Origin of the sequence: Actinokineospora diospyrosa (assembly GCF_024171925.1) — a bacterium.
Taxonomy (GTDB): domain Bacteria; phylum Actinomycetota; class Actinomycetes; order Mycobacteriales; family Pseudonocardiaceae; genus Actinokineospora; species Actinokineospora diospyrosa.
This window is the reverse complement of sequence record NZ_JAMTCO010000021.1, coordinates 89,178-113,675: the sequence shown is the minus strand read 5'-3', so window position 1 is coordinate 113,675 and position 24,498 is coordinate 89,178. Positions and strand designations below refer to the sequence as shown.

At 70.0% G+C, this 24,498-nt stretch carries 18 protein-coding genes; 6 read left to right on the top strand and 12 right to left on the bottom strand.

Annotated elements, in window-relative coordinates; genetic code table 11:
• Positions 1-598: 598 nt before the first annotated feature.
• Positions 599-6,607, top strand: coding sequence for a DNRLRE domain-containing protein (locus LV75_RS33300; protein WP_253891478.1), 6,009 nt, complete (start codon positions 599-601; stop codon positions 6,605-6,607).
• Entirely contained in the window at positions 6,604-7,047 is a 444-nt protein-coding gene (locus LV75_RS33295; RefSeq protein WP_253891476.1) for a hypothetical protein, read from the top strand. The genes LV75_RS33300 and LV75_RS33295 overlap by 4 nt, the downstream gene beginning before the upstream one ends.
• Positions 7,048-7,106: 59 nt before the next feature.
• Here the strand turns inward: LV75_RS33295 and LV75_RS33290 are convergent, their stop codons facing one another.
• From LV75_RS33290 to LV75_RS33275, 4 genes are all read right to left on the bottom strand, one after another.
• A complete protein-coding gene (locus LV75_RS33290) occupies positions 7,107-7,853 on the bottom strand; it encodes a hypothetical protein (RefSeq protein ID WP_253891474.1) in 747 nt (248 codons plus the stop codon).
• A gap of 77 nt (positions 7,854-7,930) precedes the next feature.
• Positions 7,931-9,184, bottom strand: coding sequence for a hypothetical protein (locus LV75_RS33285; protein WP_253891472.1), 1,254 nt, complete (start codon positions 9,182-9,184; stop codon positions 7,931-7,933).
• 134 nt (positions 9,185-9,318) lie between these two features.
• Positions 9,319-10,455 carry a hypothetical protein gene (locus tag LV75_RS33280; protein WP_253891470.1) on the bottom strand — a complete coding sequence of 379 codons (1,137 nt, stop codon included), beginning with the start codon at positions 10,453-10,455 and terminating at the stop codon, positions 9,319-9,321.
• A gap of 293 nt (positions 10,456-10,748) precedes the next feature.
• Positions 10,749-12,272, bottom strand: coding sequence for an FAD-dependent monooxygenase (locus tag LV75_RS33275; RefSeq protein ID WP_253891468.1), 1,524 nt, complete (start codon positions 12,270-12,272; stop codon positions 10,749-10,751).
• A 138-nt stretch (positions 12,273-12,410) separates the two neighbouring features.
• Between LV75_RS33275 and LV75_RS33270 the strand changes: the two genes are divergently transcribed.
• Complete coding sequence (locus LV75_RS33270) at positions 12,411-13,118, top strand: VOC family protein (protein WP_253891466.1); 708 nt, start codon at positions 12,411-12,413, stop codon at positions 13,116-13,118.
• 503 nt (positions 13,119-13,621) lie between these two features.
• On the opposite strand, the gene LV75_RS33260 is transcribed toward LV75_RS33270, so the two are convergent.
• From LV75_RS33260 to LV75_RS33250, 3 genes are all read right to left on the bottom strand, one after another.
• Positions 13,622-13,963 (bottom strand): hypothetical protein, encoded by a 342-nt coding sequence (locus tag LV75_RS33260; RefSeq protein ID WP_253891465.1) that lies wholly within the window; start codon positions 13,961-13,963, stop codon positions 13,622-13,624.
• A 46-nt stretch (positions 13,964-14,009) separates the two neighbouring features.
• Positions 14,010-15,062, bottom strand: a complete 1,053-nt coding sequence (locus LV75_RS33255; protein ID WP_253891463.1) for a putative adhesin — start codon at positions 15,060-15,062, stop codon at positions 14,010-14,012.
• A 74-nt stretch (positions 15,063-15,136) separates the two neighbouring features.
• A complete protein-coding gene (locus LV75_RS33250; RefSeq protein ID WP_253891461.1) occupies positions 15,137-15,637 on the bottom strand; it encodes a hypothetical protein in 501 nt (166 codons plus the stop codon).
• Positions 15,638-15,854: 217 nt separating this feature from the next.
• Here LV75_RS33250 and LV75_RS33245 point away from each other — a divergent pair, with 217 nt between their 5' ends.
• On the top strand, positions 15,855-16,403 hold the full coding sequence (locus tag LV75_RS33245) for a hypothetical protein (RefSeq protein ID WP_253891459.1): 549 nt from the start codon (positions 15,855-15,857) through the stop codon (positions 16,401-16,403).
• A 322-nt stretch (positions 16,404-16,725) separates the two neighbouring features.
• Here the strand turns inward: LV75_RS33245 and LV75_RS33240 are convergent, their stop codons facing one another.
• The 5 genes from LV75_RS33240 to LV75_RS33220 all read right to left on the bottom strand — a co-directional run bounded on the left by LV75_RS33240 (position 16,726) and on the right by LV75_RS33220 (position 21,800).
• Positions 16,726-17,169: a hypothetical protein gene (locus tag LV75_RS33240; RefSeq protein WP_253891457.1), complete on the bottom strand. Its 444-nt coding sequence runs from the start codon at positions 17,167-17,169 to the stop codon at positions 16,726-16,728.
• Entirely contained in the window at positions 17,169-18,224 is a 1,056-nt protein-coding gene (locus LV75_RS33235; RefSeq protein WP_253891455.1) for a hypothetical protein, read from the bottom strand. The genes LV75_RS33240 and LV75_RS33235 overlap by 1 nt, the downstream gene beginning before the upstream one ends.
• 95 nt (positions 18,225-18,319) lie before the next feature.
• Positions 18,320-18,781, bottom strand: a complete 462-nt coding sequence (locus tag LV75_RS33230) for an HAD domain-containing protein (protein WP_253891453.1) — start codon at positions 18,779-18,781, stop codon at positions 18,320-18,322.
• A 47-nt stretch (positions 18,782-18,828) separates the two neighbouring features.
• Positions 18,829-21,024, bottom strand: a complete 2,196-nt coding sequence (locus LV75_RS33225; protein WP_253891451.1) for an MMPL family transporter — start codon at positions 21,022-21,024, stop codon at positions 18,829-18,831.
• Between the two features lie 164 nt (positions 21,025-21,188).
• Positions 21,189-21,800 (bottom strand): TetR/AcrR family transcriptional regulator, encoded by a 612-nt coding sequence (locus LV75_RS33220; RefSeq protein WP_253891449.1) that lies wholly within the window; start codon positions 21,798-21,800, stop codon positions 21,189-21,191.
• 89 nt (positions 21,801-21,889) lie between these two features.
• Between LV75_RS33220 and LV75_RS33215 the strand changes: the two genes are divergently transcribed.
• A complete protein-coding gene (locus tag LV75_RS33215) occupies positions 21,890-22,387 on the top strand; it encodes a DUF1453 domain-containing protein (RefSeq protein WP_253891447.1) in 498 nt (165 codons plus the stop codon).
• 327 nt (positions 22,388-22,714) lie between these two features.
• A complete protein-coding gene (locus LV75_RS33210; protein WP_253891445.1) occupies positions 22,715-24,247 on the top strand; it encodes a cation:proton antiporter in 1,533 nt (510 codons plus the stop codon).
• Positions 24,248-24,498 lie beyond the last annotated feature (251 nt).

Here is a 24,498-nt window from a genome sequence, read left to right as displayed (position 1 = left end):
GCGTGGCTGGCTTGTTCGTAGCAGGCCAGCTTTCAGAGCTGGCGGCGATCGGCCGTCCATAGGCAGCTGCACGTCGGGGCGGTACGACCTTGGGCGCTGCGTGGCCTCTTGGGTTACTCGATGACTCGTTGCATCATCCGTGCCGTCGTCACCGGGAGCGGGAATGGGTGATTGGGCGGGTGTCTAAGGCGGGATTCGAGGGTTTGGACGGGACACGACATGGGGGTGTGAGATCTGCCGGTGTGGGGTGGGAACTGCCGGAGGCCCGCAATGGGGATGACCAGGGGTGTTGGGGCTATAGGCCTTTTGGTGGATTGCCGCTGGGGTGGTGTGGCGGTGATGCTCGCTGGGCCGAGTCGACTGGCCGGCCTGACCTGGGGGTCTTTGTATGTCACCACCTCGCGGTGGCGCGCGTCCGCGCGCGCTCATCATCCTTTCGCTACTGCTGACCGCGCCGGCGTTGCCGGTTCTCACCGCCGTTCCAACCGCGGCCGCGCCGGCTGCGGCGCCGGTTGGGCAGCTCAAGCACATCACTGAGGCACCGGACATTCCGTCGGCGCGGCTTGCCGCTCGGTTGTCCGGGCGTCGGGTTGAGGCGTTGTCCGAGCGGTCTGAGTCGACGACCACGTGGGCCAATCCGGGTGGCACGTTGACCTCGGAGTTGTCGTCAGGGCCCAAGCGGTTCCAGCGCGACGGGAAGTGGGTCGATGTCGACCTCACCCTGCGCGCGCAAGCTGACGGTTCCGTTGCCGCGCCTGCACATCCGCGCGGCGCCCGGTTGGCGGGCGCTGGTGGCATCCGTGCCAAGGCGCTCGGAGCTGTGGAACCCGTCAGGGATCTGGTTACCCTCGGGTCCGGTACCGAGGCGATCACCCTGCAATGGCCCGGTGGGCTTCCCGCGCCGCGACTGGACGGTCCGACCGCCACCTACCCCGACGCCGTGCCGGGGGCCGACGTCGTGGTTTCGCTTACGCGGGGCGGGTTTGAGCAGTTCGTCGACATAAAGAAGCGGCCTGCCGGGCCGGTGAGCTACACGTTGCCGCTCAAGGCGGACGGGCTTGTCGCGACCGCCCAGGCCGATGGTGGGGTCGCGTTCACCGACCGCAAGTCCGGCAAGCCGGTGGCGACCATGCCCGCCCCGGTCATGTGGGACTCCACTGTGGACAAGAACTCCGGCGAGCACACCCGCCGCGCGCCGGTGCGGATGGACATCCAGCAGCGCGGCGGGACCATCGAGCTGCGGTTGAGCCCAGACCCGGCGTTCCTGGCCGATCCGGCGACCACCTTCCCGGTGCGCGTCGACCCGTCCACGACCCGGCTGGGCACCGTGTTCGACACCTTCGTCGAGTCCGACGTCACCACCGACGAGTCCGGCTCGGTCGACCTGAAGATCGGCTGGCCGGGCACCTACGACGACGCGGCGCACACGATCAAGACGGTGGCCCGCTCGTTCATCACCTGGGACACCGCGCCGATCGCCGACGCGTTGGTGACCGACGCCAAGCTGCGGCTGTTCAACTACCACTCCTGGTCGTGCGACCCGAGGGAGTGGCAGGTCTGGGCGGCCGACGAGGCGACCAGCGCGACCCGGTGGACCAACCAGCCCGCGATGCTGACCAAGCACGCGAGCCCCACCGAGACCCGCCGCTCGGGCGGGACGTGCAACAACCCCGGTTACTCCACTGTGGACGCGACCAGTCTGGTCGCGTACTGGGCGGGCACCCGGCAGCCGCGCTCGAGCATGGGTCTGCGCGCGGGCAACGAGGCCGACACCTACGGCTGGAAGCGCTTCTACTCCGGCAACGCGGCGGCCAACCAGATCCCGACGCTGGAGGTGACGTACAACTACCGCCCCAAGGACGGCACCGACGCCCAGGCTGGTCCGCCGTTCTTCTCTTACGGCGGCGAGTTCCGCGTCAACACCACCACCCCGACCCTGCGCTACCGCACCGGTGACGCCGACAACGACACTCTGCGCGCGGTGTTCGAGGTGCAGAACAGCGCGGGCACGGTGGTCGACACGCAGGTCATGGAGAACGTGCCCGCCGGTCAGGTCGCCACCGCGACCGTCGACGCGGGCAAGCTCACCAACGGGCAGACCTACAAGTTCCGCACGACCGCCTTCGACGGCACCCACTGGAGCACCACGTGGTCGCCGTTCACCTCGTTCGTCGTCGACACGACCGCCCCGTCGGCGCCCACCGGCCTGAACTCCACCGACTACCCGTCGACCCAGTGGGTCAAGGGCGGCGGGCAGTCCGGCACGTTCACCGCCACCCCACCCGCGGCCGACCACCACTGGCTGGAGTGGAGCTTCGACGGCGACACGTGGACCAAGGTGCCCACCGGCGGCGCCCCCGGCGCGGTGTCCTTCACCGCTACCCCGCCCAAGGACGGCACCCACACGCTCAAGGTCCGGTCGGTCGACCGCGCGGACAACAGGTCCGAGGCGGTCAACTACACCTTCCACGCCGGACCCGGTGGCTTCGACACCCCGTCCGAGGGCACCCACACCGCCCGACGGGTCGCGGTGGCCGTGGAGGCCGACACCAAGTACGACCAGGCGACCCTGCTGTGGCGGCGCTCCGACGCCGACCCGTGGACGACCGTCCCGCCCGGCCATGTCACCAAGGACGGCCAGGCCCTCACCTCGTGGCCGGTCGCGATGACCGCGGGCCGGACGCCGACTCTGGTGTGGACCGCCACCGACACGGTCACCCCGGACGGCGCGATCCAGGTCAAGGCCGACTTCACCGGCCCCAACAGCGCCCTGGGCGCCACCGGGCCGCTCAAGCTCGTGGTCGACCGCGACGCCGACGGCGCCACCAGCGAGGAGATCGGCCCCGGGTCGGTCAACCTGCTGACCGGTAATCACTCCCTCGAGGGCACCGACGCCTCCTTCTTCGGCCTCTCCTTCACCCGCTCCGCCAACTCGCGGGCACCGCACGCGGGGTCCACGCAGGAGGGGCAGGCGGCCATCCTCGGTGACGAGTGGGTGTCCGGGATCAGCGCGGAGTCGGGCAAGTCGCAGTACACCCACCTGCGCCGCACCACCGACACCGCGCTCGACGTGGTCCTGGAGGACGGCTCGGCGGTGTCGTTCACCGCGAACGCGACCAGCACCGGTTGGGTGCCGCAGGTCGGCGCGGAGTCGTTGACGCTCACCGGCGGCTTCAGCACCGGGTTCACCCTGACCGACACCATCGGCACGGTCACCGCGTTCGGCAAGGTCGACCCGGCGGCCACGACCTGGCAGGTGACCAGTTCGCTGGTCAACGGGCTCACCGACAGCACCACCGTGGTCGTGTCGGAGAAGGTCGTGGTGAACGGGACCACGCTCGCCCGGCCCAAGCGGCTCATCGCACCGGGTGCGGCGACCGCGGCGGCCTGCCAGAGCGACCCGGCCACCCAGGGCTGCCGTGTCCTGGAGTTCGGCTACGCCACCGCGACGACCGCCACCGGCTCGACGCTGGGCGACTACGCGGGGCAACTGCGCCAGTTGACCCTGTGGGCCACCCCGCCCGGCGGGACCGCCTCGGTCGCCACTGCCGTCGCCGCGTACGCCTACGACGACCAGGGCAGGCTGCGGGAGGTGTGGGACCCGCGGGTCTCCCCCGCGCTCAAGACCGGCTACGACTACGACGCCGCCGGTCGGGTCACCACGCTGACCCCGCCCGGGCTGCTGCCGTGGACCTTCGTCTACGGCTCAGCGGGCGGCTCGGCGACCTCGGGCGACGGCATGCTGCTCAAGGTGACCCGCCCCGCGTTGCAGCAGGGCAGCCGGGACGTCGTCTCGGGCACCTCGACCACCACCGTGGTCTACGGCGTGCCGACCACCGGCTCGGCGGCGCCGCGCCAACTGGGCACGACCGAGGTGCGGACGTGGGGCCAGCACCAGGCACCGACCGACGCGACCGCGATCTTCCCGGCCGACTCGGTCCCCACCTCCTCGACCGGGTCGGACCTGCCCGCGAACGGCTACGGCCGGGCGACGGTGCACTACCTCGACCCCTCGGGTGAGCGCGTCAACACCGCCGACCCCGCGGGCAACATCACGACCAGCGAGCGCGACAAGTTCGGCAACCTGGTGCGGGACCTGACCGCGGCGAACCGGGCGTTGGCGTTGTCCACCGACGCGCGGCTCACCGCCCTCGGGATCGCGGGCCTGCCGAGCGCGGAGCGGGCGGAACTGCTGTCCTCCCGCGTCACCTACTCCCCCGACGGGACCCGCAAGGTCGAGGAGCTCGGTCCCCTGCACCACATCGGGCTGGTGAACGCGCTCGTCGACGGCACGACCACGGTGGCCGCGGCGGGCAGCCGCGTCGCCGCGCGGACCAGGACCGTCACCGAGTACGACTCGGGCAGGCCGACCGACGGCTCGGCCACCATCCGCGACCAGGTGACCTCGGTGACCGTCGGCGCCCAGCTGCGGGAACAGCCCGTGCTGCACGCCGACACGCGGGTCACCGCCACCGGGTTCGACTGGGTGAAGGGGCTGGCCACGTCCACCACCAAGGACCCGGGCGGCCTGGCGATCACCACGTCCACGCAGTACGACGCGCAGGGCAGGGTGGTCAAGACCCTGGCGCCCGACTCGACCGGCACCGACGCGGGCACGACGGTGACCGCCTACTACACCGGACCCGGCACCGGCGCGTGCGCCGGACGCCCGGAGTGGTCGGGCCTGGTGTGCTCCACCGGGCCGGGTGGCGCCATCACCGGCGGCGGCACCAACCCGTCGGCGCTACCGGTGAAGACCACCGAGTACGGGCTCTTCGGCCAGGTGACCAAGCTGGTCGAGACCGCGAACGGCAGCACCCGCACGGCGACCACGACCCACGACGCGGCGGGTCGGACCACCCTGGTGTCGATCACCGGGTCGGCCGGTACCGCGGTCCCGGACGTGACCACCGCCTACGACCAGGCGACGGGAGCGGTCACCAGCACGACGTCGACGACCGGCGGGACCATCACCCGGGTCAAGGACAAGCTGGGTCGCCAGGTGTCCTACACCGATGCCGACAACGGGGTGTCCACCGCCGAGTACGACCTGCTCAACCGCCCGGTCCGGGAGACCGAGTCCACGCTGGCGACCGCGGTGTCCAGCTACGACACCGCCATCGACGCGCGCGGGGTCGTCACGGGGCGGACGGACTCGGTGGCGGGCCAGTTCGGCACCCGGTACGACGCCAACGGATCCGTGTCCGAGCAGCGGCTGCCGGGCGGCTACACGATGCGGCAGTCGGCCGACCCCACCGGGCAAGCGGTATCGCGGGTCTACACCCGTGACTCCGATGGGGCGGTGCTGCTGAGCGACTCGGCAACCCTGTCCGTGCACGGCGAACGACTCAGTCACGTCGGTTCGCCGGGCCGCGTGTCGTCGCAGTCTTACCGCTACGACGCTGTCGGCAGGCTCGCCGGTGTCGATGACACCACCGACGCGGTGTGCACGCGGCGTACCTACACCTTCGACAAGCACTCGAACCGTAAGTCGTTGACCACCGCGGCGGCGCTGCCTAACGCACCTTGCCCTACCTCGGGCGGCACGCAGAAGACGCACACCCACGACTCGGCCGACCGCTTGGTCGACACCGGGATCACCTACGACGCGTTCGGTCGCACCACCACGCTCCCCGGTGGCGCCACGTTCGCCTACTACGCCAATGACCTCGCGCAGCGGGTGACGGTGGGCGACCGCAGGCAGACCTGGACGCTGGACACCGGGTCGCGGGTGCGGACCTCGGCAACCGAGTCGAACGTGGGCGGCACGTGGCAGCCGACCGGCACCAAGGTCAACCACTACGACGGCGACAGCGACAGCCCCCGGTGGATCGTGGAGAGCTCCAACGGCGACCTCACGCGCAACGTGCTGGCGCCAGCGGAGGGCCTCGCCGCGACCACGGGCAGCGCGGGCACCGTGCTGCAGCTGACCAACCTGCACGACGACGTCGTGGTGGCCCTCCCGCTGACCGCGGGGCAGGCACCGGTGGTGCGGAACTCCGACGAGTTCGGCAACCAGACCTCCGGCGCGCGGTACGGCTACCTCGGCACGCACCTGCGGTCGGCCGAGTCCCTCGGGGGCGTGATGCTCATGGGGGTCCGGCTGTACTCGCCGTCGCTGGGCCGGTTCTTGCAGACCGACCCGGTCGCGGGCGGCTCGGCCAACGCCTACGACTACGCCAACCAGGACCCGGTCAACAACCAGGACCTCGACGGCAGGTTGTGGGCACGGCAGTTCAGCAGGTGCAACGCCTCGGGGTGCGCGGGCATGCAGCGGATCTGCGACGGGAACCGGTGCTCGATGCAGTGGTGGTTCCGGTTCCACGGCGTGTGGGCGTGGGCCTACATCCGCGCCGGGTTCGGGTACTCGTTCACGGCGAACGGGTGGCGCATCGGCGGTGGCAGCTACTCCCACGGTGAGCTGGGGATGTACACCTTCCACGGGAGCTGGTACTCCAACCTGGGGTCCAGGGCCCGCGGCGGGTACTACTGCTGGACGTTCTGGACCTGCTATCTGGGACCATTTGACAGGATGACGTTCTCCGCGTCCGGCACTCTCACCCTCTACGGCAGGTTCGGCTTTTGGTACGTCGGGATGATCTGGTGAGTTCCTGGGTCGTGGACCTCGAACCCGTGCTCGGGTCCGAGGTCCACGACCCGCTGGTGCGCCCGTGGTTGGAAGAGGTGTTCGACAGCCACGGGAGCGCACCTGCCTGGTACGTCGAGGAACTGGCCGCCCAGCGGCAGCGGGAGCTGGTGGCCGAACTGGTGCCGGTGGTCCTCGATCAGGCGGAGGCGGCGCTCGGGCACCGGCCGGAGATGCGGGTGGATGGCAATACCGTCGGCCACGACCAGGTGTGGGCGGTGACCCGCGCGCTGGCCCTGGTCTGGATCGCCGACGCCGCGCAGTCGCTCATCGCCTCGCGCGATCGCGTCGTGTGGCCGGTGTGTCCGCAGCACCGGGTCGGCCAGCACCCCGAACTGCGGGACGGGATCGCGGTGTGGGTGTGCCGGACCGGGGATCATGTCGTCGACCGGATCGGCTGATCCAGGGATCCACCGAGGCCACTTGGTCCACTAAGGACATTGCGCGGCGGGGGCAGTGGCTATGCCACGCGGTCGAGGCAGCGGACGGAGAACAGGAGCCTGTAGTTGCCGAAGCCCGCGTCCGGGTTGCCCTGGACGTCCAGGAGGGCCAGTTCTACTCGCGCTGGGTGGGTCAGGGGGGTGGTCAGGCATTCGGGGCGGCTGTTCAGGTGCTTCTGCCCCGTGTGGTCCACCCACATCGGGTTGTCGAGCGGGTAGGTGTTGCCGACCCCCGACAGGTCGAGGCCGTCCCGCTTGAAGACGAACGTGGAGAGCTGGTCGTCGACCCGGTCCACGGTCCCTTGGACGAAGCTGGGGGACGCGTCGTCGACCGGGATGGAGTAGCCGATGACCGCTGCGGCCACTGTGGCGCACGCCCCGATGACCAGCACGGGCCACAACCGCACGGTGGTCGCCTTGCGCGGCGCTGGATCCCCAGGATCCGCGGGCTCACCCGGGTGCTGCTCGTCGACCGGCGCTGCCGCCCTGCTCCTCATCACGAACGCGACCACCAGCAGGACGACACCCACCGGGCTCGCGATGGAGAACAGTTCCATCGCCGCGTTGACGGCCTTCTCGAAAACGTTCGACGGCGTGCCGCCAATTCGCACGATGCGCGCTTTTTCCAGCAACGCCAGGCACCACGGAACAATCAGCGCGACACAGCCGAGGCAGAACACGGTCCAGCTCCGCGGTTCGGTCCGGAACTTCCGCACGCCGTAGACCAAGGCCGCCACCGGGACCGCCAAGAGCAGCGCCCCGGCCACCAGAACTCCCCCTACTGCCACGTACCGTTCCCCTTCACCCGCCCAGGCGAGGCGTCGCAGTCACGACCCGGCGCGGCCTAGTTGGCAATTCCCACATGGGTCAGGCACGCTTCCATACCGGCGAACGAGGAATGCGACTTCTCGTCGGTGTCAACGAACTTCACGTTGCCGGGCAACGTACCATAGGTCGACCTGGCCAATCCCTCGGGTGCGACCGAGTCGTATTTCGAGGTGACCACGCAGGTCGTCGGGGAGGCGGACGCGACGAGGCCATTCCTGGAGAACCCGGCGCAGGGGGCGAAGCGGGCGGCCAGGGCGTCGGCGGATGTGGTGATGGTCAAGGGTTGCGCGGCGAGCGGGCCCACGACCGCGCAGATCTCTTGGAACTGGGCGAGGTTGCCCGGGGAGAGCGAGTCCGTGCCGTAGCGGCCCCACAGCGCGTCCGACAGTTTGCCGATCTGCGCCAACCCGGATCCGTCGCGCACGCCCGCGGATTCCGCGGCCAGGTACTCGCTGGGCACATACCCGAGGTCGACGATGGCGGACGCCTGGTCGAATTGGGTCACCTCGAGCGACCTGGTGTCGATCCTGCTCCCGGTCACCTGCGCGACCGCCGGGTACAACGTGGCGGTCAGTTGGGCCCGCGTCCGCACGAGTGTCTCACTGTCAACGCCAACGGGGAAGGGACGGAGCAGGATCGACCATTCCGGGGCGTCCTTCCCCAGATACGCCAAGCGGGTGGCACCCCACGAGTGGCCGATGAACCCCTTGAGCTGACTGCCGTGCTTCTGGGCGATCGCCTTGACCAGCTTGCCGTAGGACTCGCGGTCGAATCCCCATCCACCGCCCCGCAGATCACATTTGTCCACCATGGACTTGGTCGCGGCGACCCCACCACCGGTGGCGTCCCGGTAAGCCAGGTAGTAGCCCGACATCGCGGCGTCGCAGCCATCCGGCAGCGCGCGCATGACCCAGGGTTCTTCGATGACGAGGAAGTTGTAGCGCTTCGACAGCTGCGGATAGGCCTCGAGGAACGGACCCAGGCCAAGGCTTCCGGACAACGCTGACAGCCCAGGACCTCCGAAGTCCAGCAGGACGGTATCCGCGGTCGCCTTCTCCGCGGGCCGGTAGGCGTACCTCCAGGTCCGGCCGTCCAGGTGGATCTCGTCGCAGTGTTCGCGGGTCTTCCTCGCGCTGCAGGCGGACTCGCCCGCGCTACGCGCCACTTCGGTCGGCTTGTCGTCGCCCTGCGCCAACCGGACGGTGATGATCCCCGCCACCACCAGGACCAGCAGGCAGCTCAAGAACACCAACGCTCGACGCGACCTCAACCGCACTCCCTTGACCACCGCTCCCCCATCCACATCGACAGCCCGGCCCGGGCGGGTGCCGCGGTACGCACGGCACCCGCCCGGGACTCAGCGACAACTAGTGGCGCGACCCAGAACGTCGACCCACTATCGCGTCAGTTCCAGCCCGGGTCCTTCTTGACCCAGCGCTCGTTCGCGTCCGGGGAGAAGAAGCACGGATCCGCGTCGCAGATGCCGATCTCCATGTAGTTGTAGTCGGCCCACTCGACGTTCACCGTCGCGTCGACGGCGTCGTACTTGCCCGCGACGTCGACGTACATCTGGCCCTCGCGCGAGGAACCCCAGCTGTCGGCGATGTAGTTCACCGCGATGGTGTTCGAGGTCCCCTGTCCCGCCGTCACGTCGACGATGTACTCCCGGCAGGTGTTGGCGTTCACCTTGGCGGTGCCCTTGAACGGTCCCGCCGTCGCCTCGAGGGTGAACTCCTTGGGCTGGTCACACTTGTTGATCATGTCAGCACTGCGCGGTGCCCAGTCGACGAGCTGCTTGACCTTGCCCTCCTGGCCCTTCCAGGGCCTGGAACGCACGTCCAAGTCCAGGGTCGCGACCGTGCTCCAGAGGACCGACGGCGTGGCGGGGGTCCAGATCGACCAGCGGTTGTAGACCCAGACCGGGGTCTTGTCCAGCTCCAGCACCTGGTAGCAGGACACGATCTTGTGGTCCTTCTCGGCCAGGTACTGAGGGGCGAACCACCCGGTGGAGCACCCGTGATCGCCCTCGACCAGGCTGCCGGTGATGCCGAACGCGCCCGCGTACCCGGTCCCGCCCTTGGCCTCCTGACCGCGCTTGGCCCGCGCGGGCGCGCCTTGCGGGCGGGCCATCTGCAGCTCGATCGCGACGGAGTCCCCCTGGCCGCCCGCGCGCTTGTTCTGGCCGTATAGCAACGACTCCGGCGCTTTGTCATCCTCCCAGACGAGGGTGATGTTCTTCCCCGCCTGGATCGGGTCGGCCAACTCGGTCACGCTGAGCGCGCTGTCGTCGACCAGGCGCCCGTCGCGGACGGCGTCACCGAGGTGTTCCTTGACGCGACCGCGGCCCTGGACGTTGGTCGCCGCGAGCTGGTTTGCCTTCTTCGACGCCCGCTTGAGATCAGCGGAGCCGAACTTCTTGATGGTCACCGAGTCGGCGGCCTGCTTGGCAGGCGCCCCGGTCTCGGCCTGCGCTTCGACCGAGAGCACACCACCCACCATCAGCGCGATCGCGGTCCCCACGGCAAGCCGCCGGACCGCCACCCCTCCTCTACGCAAGTACACCAGCAATCGTCCCCTTCACGGATTGACTGCAGGGGCGAAGCCCCAGAACCAACACCACGAGAAGCCCCCACAGTCTGCATGGTTGGTGCGTTAGACACTCACCTCACGCACTTCCAGGCGCAATCCGCCGTTTGCGCACCACAGTTGCGCCATCCGGCCCATCGCCGCCTGCCGCCCATAGGCCTACCAGCCGTTCCACCTCACACGAGCCGTACTTCGGGCCTCGAATTCCCGAGCGGCAGCTTCGGTGAACAGACCACAGTGGACACTCTTCAGGTTCGAGCCTGGCCGAACCAGGTGCTTAGCGTGCGCTCCAACCGGTTGGTGTCGTCGGGTGCACCACCGAGCGGGGCAACCCAACACACGTAGCCGTCTGGACGGACCAGAACGGCGTCAGCTTCCAAGTCACCAAGGTCGGATTCGACTGTTGTCACTACGCGGGTAGACCAGGGGCGGGCGGTCTGAGCGTGCCTGGGATCGGTGGTGAGGAGGACACCGCCGCCGGAGTGGAAGAGAGTGCTGGCCCAGCCGGTCGTCAGCGCGATGTCGGGGAGCCGGGCGCCGAGGAGGGGGTGATCGGGGCCCTCGACGGGGTAGCGGATGTCCAAACCGGACACCAGGCCGGCCAGGTGCCGGTTGGCCTCTGGCAGGTGCGCCAACTCGGTGATCAAGCGGTGCATCGCGAGGGTTTCCGGGGACGGCCGCGGCGGGAGGGTTTGAGCCCGGGTGTTGTCCAAGACCCGCTCACCAACGGGGTGCCGTTCGGCGTGGTAGGTGTCCAGAAGTCCTTGCGGCGCAAAGCCTTTGACCTCAGCGGCGAGCTTCCAGCCGAGGTTCATCGCGTCCTGGACGCCGAGGTTCAGCCCCTGACCGCCCGCAGGGAAGTGGATGTGCGCGGCGTCGCCAGCCAGAAGCACTCTCCCGACGCGGTAGTGGGCGGCTTGGCGGGTGGCGTTGGTGAACCTGGAGGCCCAGAGGACCTTCGAGATCACAACATCATCCCCGTACAGGAGGCGCATCGCGGAGGCCACTTCCGCGTCGGACACCGGGGTTGACTGGACGTCTGCGGTCGCTGTCCGGTCGGTGAAGGCGAGCCGGAAAAGGCCGGGTTCGCCCATCGGGATCAGCCCGCCGACCCCGCGTTCGCTGTTCTTGGCGATCGCGTCGCGCACCGACCGCAGCTGGGTGGGGATCGTGGACGGCACGTCCTCGAGGACGATGTCCGCGACGAAGGCGAACACGCTGGCGTCGGTTCCGGGGAACTCGACACCGAGTTGCTTACGCACTGTGCTGCGGCCACCGTCGCAGCCGACCAGGTAGTCCGCCTGAAACTCCACCTCCCCTGTCGGGGTGCGGACGACAGCGGTGACGCCCGCGTCGTCTTGGGTGAGCTCAAGCAGTTCGTGGCCCCGCAAGACCTGGACTCCTTGCTGGTCCAGCCGTTCCTCCAGCGTGCGCTCGACCCCGGCCTGCGGGATGTGCACCTGGTACGGGTGCCTGGTCTGCCAACCCTCGTAGCTCAACGGCCGCCCACCGAAATGGCCGCTGGCCCACGTGCCGAGGGAATACCGCCGCGCCGACTCCATCAATCCGCGCAGGTCAAACACCTCCGCCGTCCTGGGCTGCAGGTTCAACGCCTTCGACTGTCCAGTGCGCTCGGCCAGCCGCTCCAGCACAACCACGCCAACCCCGGCCAACACCAACTCGCCCGCCAACATCAGACCGGTCGGGCCCCCGCCGACCACGATCACGTTGGTGCGCGCGCGTTCGATGACCATCTCTTTACCAACCCCCATCGTCAATCCCGTAACTCCTGTCCAGATTGCACCAGCGCACGCCGTTGGCGCTAAACCGGTTGCGTGGTGCTCCCCCGGCTCCTAGCGTGCCCAACGGCGCACTGGGCGTGCGCGGCCGACGATCGGGATGATGCGGACATGACCTCGCGCTTGCTCGCGCTGTGCTTCGACGCGCACGACCCCACCCGGCTGGCCCGGTTCTGGGCGGACCTGCTGGGCTGGGAGACAGCCGACGACCCGCTGGGCGGAGTCGCGGTGGTGCCCGGTGACGACACCGGGTTCCGGATCCGGTTCGTGCCGAGCGATCAGCCCAAGGTCGGGCAGAACCAGATGCACTTCGACCTCACCAGCACGTCGCTCGACGACCAGCGGCAGCGGGTGGCCAAGGCGATCTCGCTCGGCGGCGCGCACATCGACATCGGGCAGGGGCCGGATGAGGAGCACGTGGTGCTCGCCGACCCCGAGGGCAACGAGTTCTGCGTGATCGAGCCGGGCAACAAGTTCCTCGCCGATTGTGGGCTCATCGGCGCGGTGGCGAGCGACGGCTCCCAGGCGGTCGGCTACTTCTGGAGCGCGACGCTGGGCTGGCCGCTGGTGTGGGACCAAGACGAGGAAACCGCGATCCGCTCACCGCACGGCGGCCCGAAGATCACCTGGGGCGGTCCGCCACTGGACCCGAAGACCGGCAAGTACCGCCTGCACTTCGACCTGGCCGCGGACCAGGCAGAACTCGACCGGCTCATCTCCCTCGGCGCGTCCCGGACCGACATCGGCCAAGGCGACGTCGACTGGGCAGTCATGACCGACCCCGACGGCCACGAGTTCTGCGTGCGGCCACCGCGTTAGGGCAGGTCTCCCTTTCGGGGATCCGCGCTGGTGTTTACACCGTCGCCTCGGCCTGCGCGGCCAGCGCGGAGGCCTCCACCCACCCGATCACCGTCGTCAGCTTCTGCCAGTCGCGCACCCTGAGCACCCGCAACGACGTACCGGAACACACCTTCGACGTCGACCGCGACAGGTTCGTACTCGGCGCCGGGCACGGGCGTAGTGGTCCTCGATCGCGCCGACCACGCCGCCGCGCACCTGACGCCGCCTGCACCTGGCCCGCACCGAAATCCAAGGCTCATCGCCGCGAAGATCCCTCCCGACCACGGTCAGCAACGTCGGTGCCGAAGTGCCGAGAGGGATTACCGCGATCATCACCAGCACGGGCACGACGACCGGGGCTGCGCTCCGAACCTCCAGCTGGGGGCAACGTTTCCGCTGGGTGCGGTGGTCAGGGTGTCTAGTCGAGCCCGGCCGCCGTCGTGTGGGAGCTGCCCTGGCCGTCGTCATCCGCTGCGCACGGCCTAGGCGAGGAAGATCTCGACCTGTTCGACCACGGCGGCGTAGGCCGCTTCGACGTCGTGGAACTCGGGGCGGGAGTTGTGGATCTCGTCGTTGAGCAGGTAGCCGACGTCGGCCCAGCCGCCTGTCCAGACCACCATCTCGAACAGGTCATCGTGGCGGTGCAGCGTGAGACCCAGCGATTCCGGGGCCTGGATGTCCGCGCGATCGGGGGTGATCGGTTGGGGCCAGGAGGCTGTCTCGTCGCGCCAGGTCAGCGGTCCGACAGTGGCCGCGTGCCGCCACTGCTCGATGACCGGCCGGAGCCGGTCCGCGAGGACGTCCAGGTCAACGAGGTGCTCCACGGCGCACATCCTGCCCGCCACTCAGTGGGAGGAGCGCCTGGGGCGATCAGATCCGCAGCGAGTTGCGGGTCAGGTACTCGACCAGGGCGGGCTCTCCCTGCGCGAAGGCCTTGCCCGCCGGGTCCAGCCTGCCCAGCATGGCGAGCAAGCCCGGTCCGCGCAGACCCGCGTCGAACATCTCCAACGCGTTGAAGGCGGTCGCCCAGGACGTCATGACGGGGTCGGCCATCCAGCGGACGGCGTCCTCCAGGTCCAGGTCGAGCCACTCGCGGACCTGGTCGTCGAACGGCGCCTTCGGGAAGTCCGCGATCGCCTTGAGCTCGACGGGCGACAGGGTGGTCCCGTCGCGCACCAGGTCGCGGTGGGCGGGGTAGTCGCGCAGCAGCCGGAACCGGACGAGGACCGGGGCGGCCTTGACCAGGGCGAGCGCCGCGGGCCGGGCCACCGCGGCGATCCGGGTGCGCAGGTCGAGGCAGTCGGCCCACAGCCGGATCTCGTCATCCGAGGCGATCAGGCGGATCCGCTCGGCCGCCGACAGCGCCGCCCAGGTGGTGTCCTGCGCGGCGGGGGCCTGCGGCACGAAACCGGACACCCAGGCGAACAGCGCGTCGAACACCGAGGTGTCGCGCTTGCCGGAGGGGGTCATCAGGGCGACGGTCGGCGGCTGGGTGTGCCCGGTCAGGATCCGGCAGGACACCACCAGCAGCGCCGACCAGCCGCCCGCCGCCGCCCGGCCGAAGACCCCGGCGCACCGGTGCGGTCCCTGCGCGGGGCACCCCTTGGGGTCCTCGCACAGGCGCAGCGCGGTGCGCTGGGCCTCCGTGCCGACGACGACGTGCGGCAGGTCGAGCTGGTCGGCCTGGGCGATGGCGCGCAGCTCGTGCGGCTGGAACGGCGCGTACTGGTAGTTGAGCACGGCCACGCCCGGCTTCGCGGTGTGCATGGGCGTCCTGGGGTTGTCCCGCTTGATCAGCTCCAGGAGGTTGACCATCAGCAGCGGGGAGCCCTCGTCGGTGAAGAAGTGCACCGGCAGCCCGGCGGGCACCGTGACCACGTCGTCCCCGACGTGCGACCCGTGCCCCATGATGACGCCCGCCATGACTTCTCCCACCTCGCCAGCCTGCTCCGACCAAGATCAATCGTCGGCGGCCGGGCAGACGTGACGGGGTGGCGTCAGCGGCCCACCCTGGTGGCGAGGTAGGTCACCGGGGCGAACGTCTCCGGGACCACGACCAGGCGCGGGTCATAGCCGCCGTTGGGCACGACCGGCCAGCCGTTCAGCGCGGAGCTGATGGTGACCTCGACGGCGCCGCCCTTGCGGTTGGTGTGGATCGTCCACCGCAGGCCGCGCGGGTCCGTGGGCAGCAGCACCAACGGGCTGACCCGGACCGGCGCGGACGGGGTCGCCGCGGGGAGCACCCACCCGCGCCGGTCGTTGTCCAGGATCAGGTAGGTCGGGCCGGGGCCGGTCTGCACGAACCGCCACCGGGTCGCTCTGTTCGGGGCACCGAGCCCGATCTGACCGTCTCGCTCGACCAGGCCTGCGCCTTCGGGGGTGCGCAGCACCCAGTAACCGCTGAGGCCGCCGTTCACCTGCTCGGCCGAGGCCGCCGGGGCCGTGACGAGCCCGGTCGCGAGTACCAGGGCGAGCACCGCCACTGTCCACTTCTTCACCGCACTACCTCCTACCTCAGGCGCCACCTCCTGCGGTGACACTCCGAGGCGAGCATTCACCGCGCGGGCCCCGGGCACGCCTCCTCAGCCCGTCCACCACCCGATCGAGACCGCCTTCCCTTCTTCGGCCACGCTGCGTACATGGTTGTCTGTCCACAATGGAGGTTCGCCGATATTCACTCGCCCGCGCGCCCGCCGTGGTCCACACTGCGTGGCCATGCGCGTCGAGTTCCAGCACGACCCCCGGGGCGAGTCGTTGACCCGGGTGACGCGGTCCGACGGGATCGTCCTGCTGCTGCCTTCTTACAGTCGCAAGTGGAGGGTTCCGCACGACCTGGCGCACGCGGTGACGGAGCGGGAACTGGGCATCGGGACGGGCGTGTTCGGGTGCATAGCCGCAGGGGCCGTGTTCGACAACATGACCGTTGCCTCGGGGAGGCCGAAGCGCACAGCCAAGGCCCACAGCTCAACGTTGCTGAAGTCAGTCGGCCGAGCCCTCAACATCGCGGAGATCATGGCGGGCACGTTCCACCACTTCGTCGAGCACAACGAGCCGATCTCGACTGCGGCGGTGCGCTCGGCGTGGGGGTCGATGGCGGAGTCCGCTTTTCCGTGGACGGATGCCGAGGTCGCGGCGGCTTACCGGGCGCTGCGGGCCCTGGACGAGCAATGGACGTCGACTCGAGACCCGTTGGCGTTCGACTGGCCGGAGCGGTTGCGGGCCGATCGACCACAGTCCAGTCGGGTGCCGCTGGCCGTGCGCTAGTTGACGTTGAGCGGGCTGGGCTTGGGCGACTGGGTCTACGCCGGAATGCAGTAGGTCGGCATCGGATCAGTGAGCCAGGTCGGATCTCTCGATGGCAACAATGCGTCCGTCAGCTGTCCTGAGCTGGACGAGCGAGTACGCGCCCACCTCGTCCGGCGGTACTTGGGCGCGAGCGAGCGGCAGGACTTCCGGCGCCTGGTTGGGTCGCCGCCAAAACAAGCAGCAACGGCAGGAGTCGGCGGTGTTGGTCTTGGCCACCGATGGGCGCCACTTGGTCAGTGTGCGTCGTCGGGCCTGCTCAGCAGGGTCCGTTGGGCGCTAGCTAGCTGATCTTGAGGGTGAGCAGGTTTGAGGTGAGTGGGCCGAGGCGCCACTGGATGGTGTGGGTGCCGGGGGTGGTGAAGGTGTAGGTGGTCACCTCGTAGTTCGTGTCGACACCAGGGGACGGGAGGACGCGGCCGTCGTAGAGAGGTGGGATTAGGGGGGTGGGGGTTGGGGGGTCGGTGGCCAGTACGTCGTCCACCCATTCGCCGTGGATGGGTTTGGGGCCCATGACGTGGAGGTCTTGGCCGGGGGTGAGGATTTCTACGGCGTGGACTATGTGGATGGGGTCGGATGGGCGGTAGTGCGATTGTGGTGAGTTGATGCTGATGCGGGTGCCGTCGATGGTTGGGCCCTTGTCGGGCCAGGTGGGGTAGTCGGTGGCGAGTTGTTGGGCGGCGGGGGTGGCGGGGACCAGGTTGTCGCCTTCGCGGGTGTAGAGCATCAGACGTCCTGGCGGAGGGAGATGGCGGCGGTGCCCGCGGCGGAGCTGAAGCCGCGGGCGGCGGTGGCCGCGCCGTGTTTGCTGGTTTCGATCTCCAGGGTGCCGCCGGACTTGGGGCGCACGTCGCGCACGACCTCCATCCCCGAGTTGGTCATCGGGACGTCGGTGGCGCCGGTGCGCTTCTCGTTGAAGGTGGAGACCTGCGAGGCGAGCAGGTGGCCCTCGCCGGTCAGCGCCGAGGCGGCGATGGCGTGGGTGTCGGCGGTCAGCTGGTGGCCGGGCAGGTAGCCGGAGTTGGTGCCCCGGTTGATCCCGGTGAAGCACCCCGTCCCGCCGGAGTACTGGACCTGCTCGGAGATCTCGGTCTCGGCCAGCTCGCCGATGCCCCCGGCCCCGTCCGACGACCAGCCGTCCTGGACCTTGATCCCGCGCCGGTCCCCCGTCACCGGCCCGATCAGCGTGTCCGTCCAGTCGGTCGGGATCGCGCACACCGCGAACGGCGCCGAAGCGGCGATCGTGCGACGCCCCAGCGTTGCCGTGACCCGCAGCTGGGCCCCGTGCCCGACGGCGGTTTGGTCCCCGCCTGCGACCGTCACCGTGCTGTTGCCCTGGACCTGCGCGGTGGCACCCCCGTTGACGGTCGCGACCCCGCCAGCGCCGACACCGGTGACGCTGAGCGTGATCGGTGCCATCGGCGTGTGCCAGTTGCCCACGGTCAGCGCCAGCGGCACCGACCGCCCGGGCGCGATCCGGTCGACCATCCCCGCGGGCGTCGTCGCGCTGCGCACCGGCCCACCGAACGCCACTGTCACGTCCTCCACGCCATCCCGCTGCACAGTCGGCGTGCCGGAACCCGAACGCTGGTCCACGACGACACCGCCCTCGACCTCACCCCCGACCGCCCGGGCGTCGAGCAGTCGACTGGTGGCGCGGTTTCCCGCGGTCCGCTGGAGCATGAGCGCGGCTCGCAAGTCCGGCCGCATGTCTTCGCGAGCCTTCGCCATTGGACGGTGCTCCGGCGACTCGTCATGCGTGGTATCGAGTGTTCTGCGCATCGCACTCTCCCTACGCCATGGGTCCAAACGCCAGTATCACCGTGTTGACCGCTGTGAGCCTGCCTCGATGGGTGCCCGCACGAGCAACCCTGACCTCACCTACGTGCAAGCCACTGCGAGATGGTGTCGAAGTCGCGAGCGGTCAGTCCCACCTCGGCGGTGACAGTGTGGATCAACGCTGGTTCCGGGTGGTGATCGGCCACCCAGGCCCGGTCGACGTCGGTGGGCTCATCGTCGACCCAGATGAAGGGGCGGCCCGCGGCGCACTCGACGATGCGTCGGGTCTTCCAGTGCAGCCCGGTGTCGTCCTCGTCCGGCCAGGTCGTCACCGGGAGCGCGGGCAGGCCGAGCAGCGGGGCGACGCACTCGTTGGCTTCGTCCAACCACGTCGTGGCCCAGACGAGGTCGCAGCCCAGGGCCAGCAGGCGAGGCCCCAGCGCCGGGTTGACCCGGGCCAGCAACGGATTGCCCAACTCGGCGTCGGTGAAGACCTCGTAGTCCCGGCCGCCGAAGGGGATCAGCGGGCCGTCCACGTCGAGGAACAGCAGCGGGTTCATGTGCCCGCCAGTCTGAACCGGACCCGGCCACCCTGTCCACCATGGGGCTAGTGGTGGACGTCGGAATGGGGGCGGGTGGAGGTAGGTGTGGGCTCCGTGGCGGATTGGGTCGGGATGTCGCGTTCGAGGGCGGCACCTTCCACGTCCAACTCCGGGAGCCAGTGCAGCCAGCTGGGCAGCGACCAGGCGCTGTGGCCGAGGAGGGTCAGGGCGGCCGGGACGGCGACCATGCGGACGATGATGGCGTCGAACAGGATGCCCATGGCCAGGGCGAAGCCGATGGGTTTGATGGTCGCGTCGCCCTCCGGGACGAAGCCGGCGAAGACGGCGAACATGATGGTGGCGGCGGCGACCACGACGGGGGCGGATTGGCCGAAGCCGGTGGTGATCGCGCTGCGGGGTTCGGTGCCGTGGGCGTAGGCCTCGTGCATGCGCGACACCAGGAACACCTGGTAGTCCATGGCGAGTCCGAAGAGGATCCCGACGATGATGATCGGGGACAAGGACATCAGCGGGCCGGTCGAGTTGCTGTTGACCACCGCCGAGAGCCAGCCCCACTGGAAGACCGCGGTGGTCGCGCCCAGCACCGCGCCGATCGTCAGCAGGAAGCCGAGCACGCCGACCACCGGGACGAGGATGGAGCGGAACACCAGGATCAGCAGGATGAACGCCAAGCCGACGACCAGCGCCAGGTACAGCGGCAGGGCCTGGTCGAGCTTGTGCGAGATGTCGATGCTCACCGCGGTGGTGCCGGTGACGTAGACGCGGGCGCCGTCGGTGTCGGCGATGTTGTCGCGCAGGGCGCGGACCAGGTCGTTGGTCTCGGTGGAGTCCGGGCCCGACGCCGGGATCACGGTGATCAGCGCGGCGGTGTTGGCCGGGTTGGGCCGCGCGGCGGCGACCACGGCGACATCGGCCTGGGCGGCGACCTGGTCGCGGATCGCCGGGGCTCGGGTGACCGCGTCCGGGCCGTCGATCAGGACCAGCAGCGGCGCGCTGAAGCCGGGACCGAACCCGGTCTCGATCAACCGCTCGGCGTTGGCCTGGGTGCTGTCGCGGTCGGGGTGTTGCACCAGGGAGGTCTTCAGCGACAGCACCGGGATCGCGACCACCAGCAGCGCGACCACCGCGGCCACCAGCGACAGCCACGGGTGTCGGGTGACGCCGTTGGCCCAGCGGCGGTAGAAGCCGTGGTCGACGTGCACCGGCGAGCCCTCTTCGCGGGAGCGGCGCGGCAGTGCCTTGCGGCCGATGAAGCCGAGCATCGCGGGCACCAGGGTCACCGCGATCAGGACCGCGACGACGATCGTGCCCGCGGCGGCCAGGCCCATCTCGGTGAGGAACGGGATGCCCGCGACCGACAGCCCGGCCAGCGCGATCACGACCGTCAGTCCCGCCGTGACCACCGCCGACCCGGCCGTGCCGACCGCCATCGCGGCCGACTCCTCCACCGAGCGCCCGGCCAACAACTCGTGTCGGAACCGGGTGACGATGAACAGGGCGTAGTCGATGCCGACCGCCAGGCCGAGCATCACCGCCAGGACCGGGGTGGTCGCCTGCAGGTCCATGAACCCGGTGAGGGTGATGATCCCCATCGCGCCAATGCCGACGCCGACGACCGCGGTGAGCAGGTTCATCCCGGCGCTGACCAGCGAGCCGTAGGTCACCGCCAGCACGAGCAACGCGATGATGACACCGATGGCCTCCGCCGGACCGCCGGGTTGGCCGGTGGCCTGCAACACGTCACCGCGCACCTCGACGACGAGCCCGTCGGTCCGGGCCGTTTCGACCGCCTCCAGCAGCGCGGTCCGCTGGTCCTCGGTCACCGCGGGCGCGGGCACCGAGTAGGACACCGTGGCGTAGCCGATGCGCCGGTCCGCCGACACGACCGGGTTGGCCGGGTCCACCGGATTGCTGACGCCCACGACTCCCGGTAGCCGCTTCAGCTCGGTGACCACTCCGCTGACCCGCTCGGCGACCTCGGTCTCCAGCAACGTGCGCCCCGCGGGCGCCTCGATCACGACCTGAGCGGACCCGCCGCTGGACGCCGCGCCGAAGCGCTCCCCCATCAGCTCGAGCGCGGTCGTGGACTCCTGCCCGGGGATGCGGAACGTCGTCACCGTCTCCCCCGACAGCGTCACCGCACCCACGCCGGAGGCCACGAACACGAATAGCCACACCAGCGCCACAAGCACGCGACGTCGCACAGAGGACAACCCGAGCCTATAGAGCAATACCGCCATGACAGCCACCCGCGCCTTCGCCCGCGTAGTGACGCCGACCTCGGCACGGTCACCACGCTCCGATTCGCCCGGCCCCGCCGGGTCCACAGTGGTCCGTTACCAGCGTTGCCCGAGAACGCCGGTCGCGCGCAATGAGATCCCCGTTCGAGTGACAGCCGGGGGTGTCAGGACTGGAGCGCGGTCAGGCTCCGCCGCAGTGCGGCCAGCAGCAGGTCGGGCGTCGTGTTCTCGGGGTGCAGCACCGCCTGCAGGGTGAGCCCGTCGAGCAGGGCGGACAGCCGCAGGCACTCGACCTCGAGGTCCAGCCGGTCGGGCAGGGCGCCGCGCGCGGTCGCCTCCTGGAGGACCCGGGTGATCAGGCCGCGCATGAACGCGTGCTGCTCGACCGCGGTGTCGCGCAACGACGGCCGGGTGCGTGCGGCGGTGGTGAAAGCCAGCCACACCACGGCCTCGTCCCACCGGATCGGGTCGAGCGGGAGGAACTCGGCGAACAGGTCCTCGACCGCAGCGCGCCGGTCGATGTCGGGGTCGGTGCCGAGCAGCCGGTCGACGTGGGTGCCGATGCGCCGCCCGATCCGCAGGCCGAGCTCGCGCATCGTGAAGATCAGCACGTCCTCGTGACTGCCGAAGTAGTGCCGGACGGACCCGATCGCCAACCCGGCCTCGTCGGCGACGGTGCGCAGCGTGGCCCCCTCGACCCCCGCCCGCCGCACCACCCGGATCACCGCGTCGCTGATCGCCGCGCGGCGCTCCTCGGGCACGACGATCTTCGGCACGACCCTTTATAGCACGGTGGTGCTACGCTCGTTCCTGGCATGAGCGTGCTAAATCCGTGGCGGGTGCCCGCCCGGGTGAGGGGGTCTGGGTGAACAGCTGGCCGGTCGCGGTCTTCGTCATCGGTGCGATCGTGGTGGTGGCGCTGCGCGTCATCGGCGAACCACTCAACTGGCGCGACGTCGTGGCACCGCCGCTGGTGCTGTGCGCCATCGGCGTGTGGGGGGTGGTGCGGTTCCCGGACTTGACCGGCGCGGACATCGCCTGGGTGGTGGGCAGTTGCGTGGTCGGCTTCGCCTTCGGCGCAGCGCGTGGGGCCACCGCCACGATCTACACGAAGAACGGCGAACTCTGGCAGCGCTACACCAAGTGGAGCCTCGCCCTGGTCGTAGCGGGCGTGGTGGTGTCGGGCGCGTACACGCTGCTGGCGGTGAAGCTCGGCATGCACGACGGCGCCCGGCCCTACCAACTCGCCATCGGCATCAGCTTCGCAGGCGAGGCCGCCGTCCTCATCCCGCGCGGCCTGGCAATGGACACCCCGTTCGCCCGAGACCGCGAGCGCCCCTGGGACCGCCTACTCCGCCGATGACCGACCGCCAAGACCGAGGCGGGGCAACGAATGGCCATTCGGGTTCACCTCCGGCCTGCCATCAAGATCAGCTTCGCGGGCGAGGTCGCGTCACCTCGTCCACACACTGCGGCGGGGACGCGGCGTTCGCCAGAAGCCACAGGTGCTGTCTGCAGCCCGCGGCCCCGGTGGCAACCTGGCCAGGGCCGCTCGGATCACCTGCTCCGCCCAACGCCGCCGCAGCCCCCAGATCCACGATAACTACCTGAATGGGGCAGATCGGGCGCTGGTTGTTGGCGGGCGCCGGGCGCCGCTGCGACACGGGGTGCCCGCACCTAGAGTGGCCGCGTGAATGGCGTTCAGCTGCTGCTCATCATCGGGTTCGGCATCGCGGTGACCGCGATCGCGCGCAAGAAGCGCGTCGAACCGGGGTGGTTGATCGTCGTCTTGGCCGCTGGGGCGTCGTTCATCCCCGGGGTGCCCCGGTTGGAGTTGGACAGCGAGTTGATCCTCGCGCACGTGATCCCGCCCCTGCTGTACTCGGCCACCCGCGGGGCGTCCATCTCCGGGTTCGGGGCGAACCTGCGGGCGATCATCTACCTCGGGGTCGTCACGGTCGTGCTCACCGCGGGGGTGCTGGGGTGGCTGGCCTCGCTGCTGCTGCCCTCGATCGGGGTGGCGGCCGCGTTCGTGCTCGGCTCGGTGCTGGCGCCGCCGGACACGATCACGACGGTGTCGCACGGGGCCGAGATGGGCATGCCGAAGCGGGTGACCTCGATCCTGACCGGGGAGAGCCTGGTCAACGACGCGACCGCGTTGACGCTGTTCACCATCGCGGTGGCCGCGGTCAACGGGGCACACGCGACCTGGCTCGGCGGCTTCGTCGAGTTCTTCCGCACCGCAGGCATAGGGCTGGCCATCGGGGCCGGTTTCGCGCTGGTCGGGCTGGTGATCCGCAAGCGGCTGGGCAACCCGACGCTGGAGACGGCGCTGGTGATGCTGCTGCCGTTCACCGCCTTCCTGACCGCCGAGCAGGCGCACGCCTCGGGGATCCTGGCCGTGGTGGCCGCGGCGTTCTCGATGAGCGTCAACCTCGCGCTCGACCCGCGGCACCAGTACCCCGGCGGGCACCGGACCCGGCTGCAGGAGGACGGCGTCTGGCAGGTGATGGACTTCCTGCTGGAGACGTTCGTGTTCGCCTACATCGGCCTGCAACTGCGGTTCGTCCTGCACGACCTCGACGTGGCCGACGACACCGCGGTGGCGCGGACCCTCATCGCGGCTGGCGTGCTGCTGGTGGCGGCCATCGTGTTCCGGTTCGTGGCCGTGTTCGGCCTGTTCGGACGCTGGAAGGCGCACCACCAGCGGGCGCAGCGGCGGCTGGTCCGCGCGCCCCGGTTCCTGCCCGCCCGCGACGGCCGCCGCAAGCGGGGCGAGCCGGTGGCGCCGCCGACGACCAAGGAGAGCACGCTGGTCGGGTGGACCGGGATGCGCGGCATCCTCACCCTGGCCGCGGCGGCGGGTGTCCCCGAGCTCACCTCGGCGGGCGAGCCGTTCCCGGGTCGTGACGAGGTCCAGGCGATCGCGCTGATCGTCACCCTCGGCACCCTGCTCATCCAGGGCACCACGATCAGCTGGCTGACCCGCAAGCTGGGGTTCGACCTGACCGCCGAGCGCGCCGAGTACACGCGGATGCGCGCGCACGGCCGGAAGATCGCCACGGCGGCGAGCCTGCCGGAGGGGGACCCGGACGCCTCGTTCGACGCCCAGCGGTTCGCGGTCGGCCAGGCGGTCATGCGCCGCCAGCTGACCGAGGACGTCGCCCGCGACATCGTCGAGGAGATCGACCTGCGGCAGGCCGCCCACCACATCGGCCGGTAGCGGCTCGGACGGCTGGCGCGGTCCCGGGTGCGCGCACTGCTCCGTCCACTATGGCCTGCCCGCCCGGGCCGAGACCGTACCACCGGCGTGCGCCGCACGGCCGAATCCCGCCACCGCGCGGCCCGGGACTGGACCGTTCGCCGTCCGATTGGCACGTCCACCCTGGACAGTCGCGTTGTCAACACCGTCCACCCGGTGGGCCGCGGGCGGCACCTACACCACTTCCCCGCATTCGTATAGCGGTAAAGCGA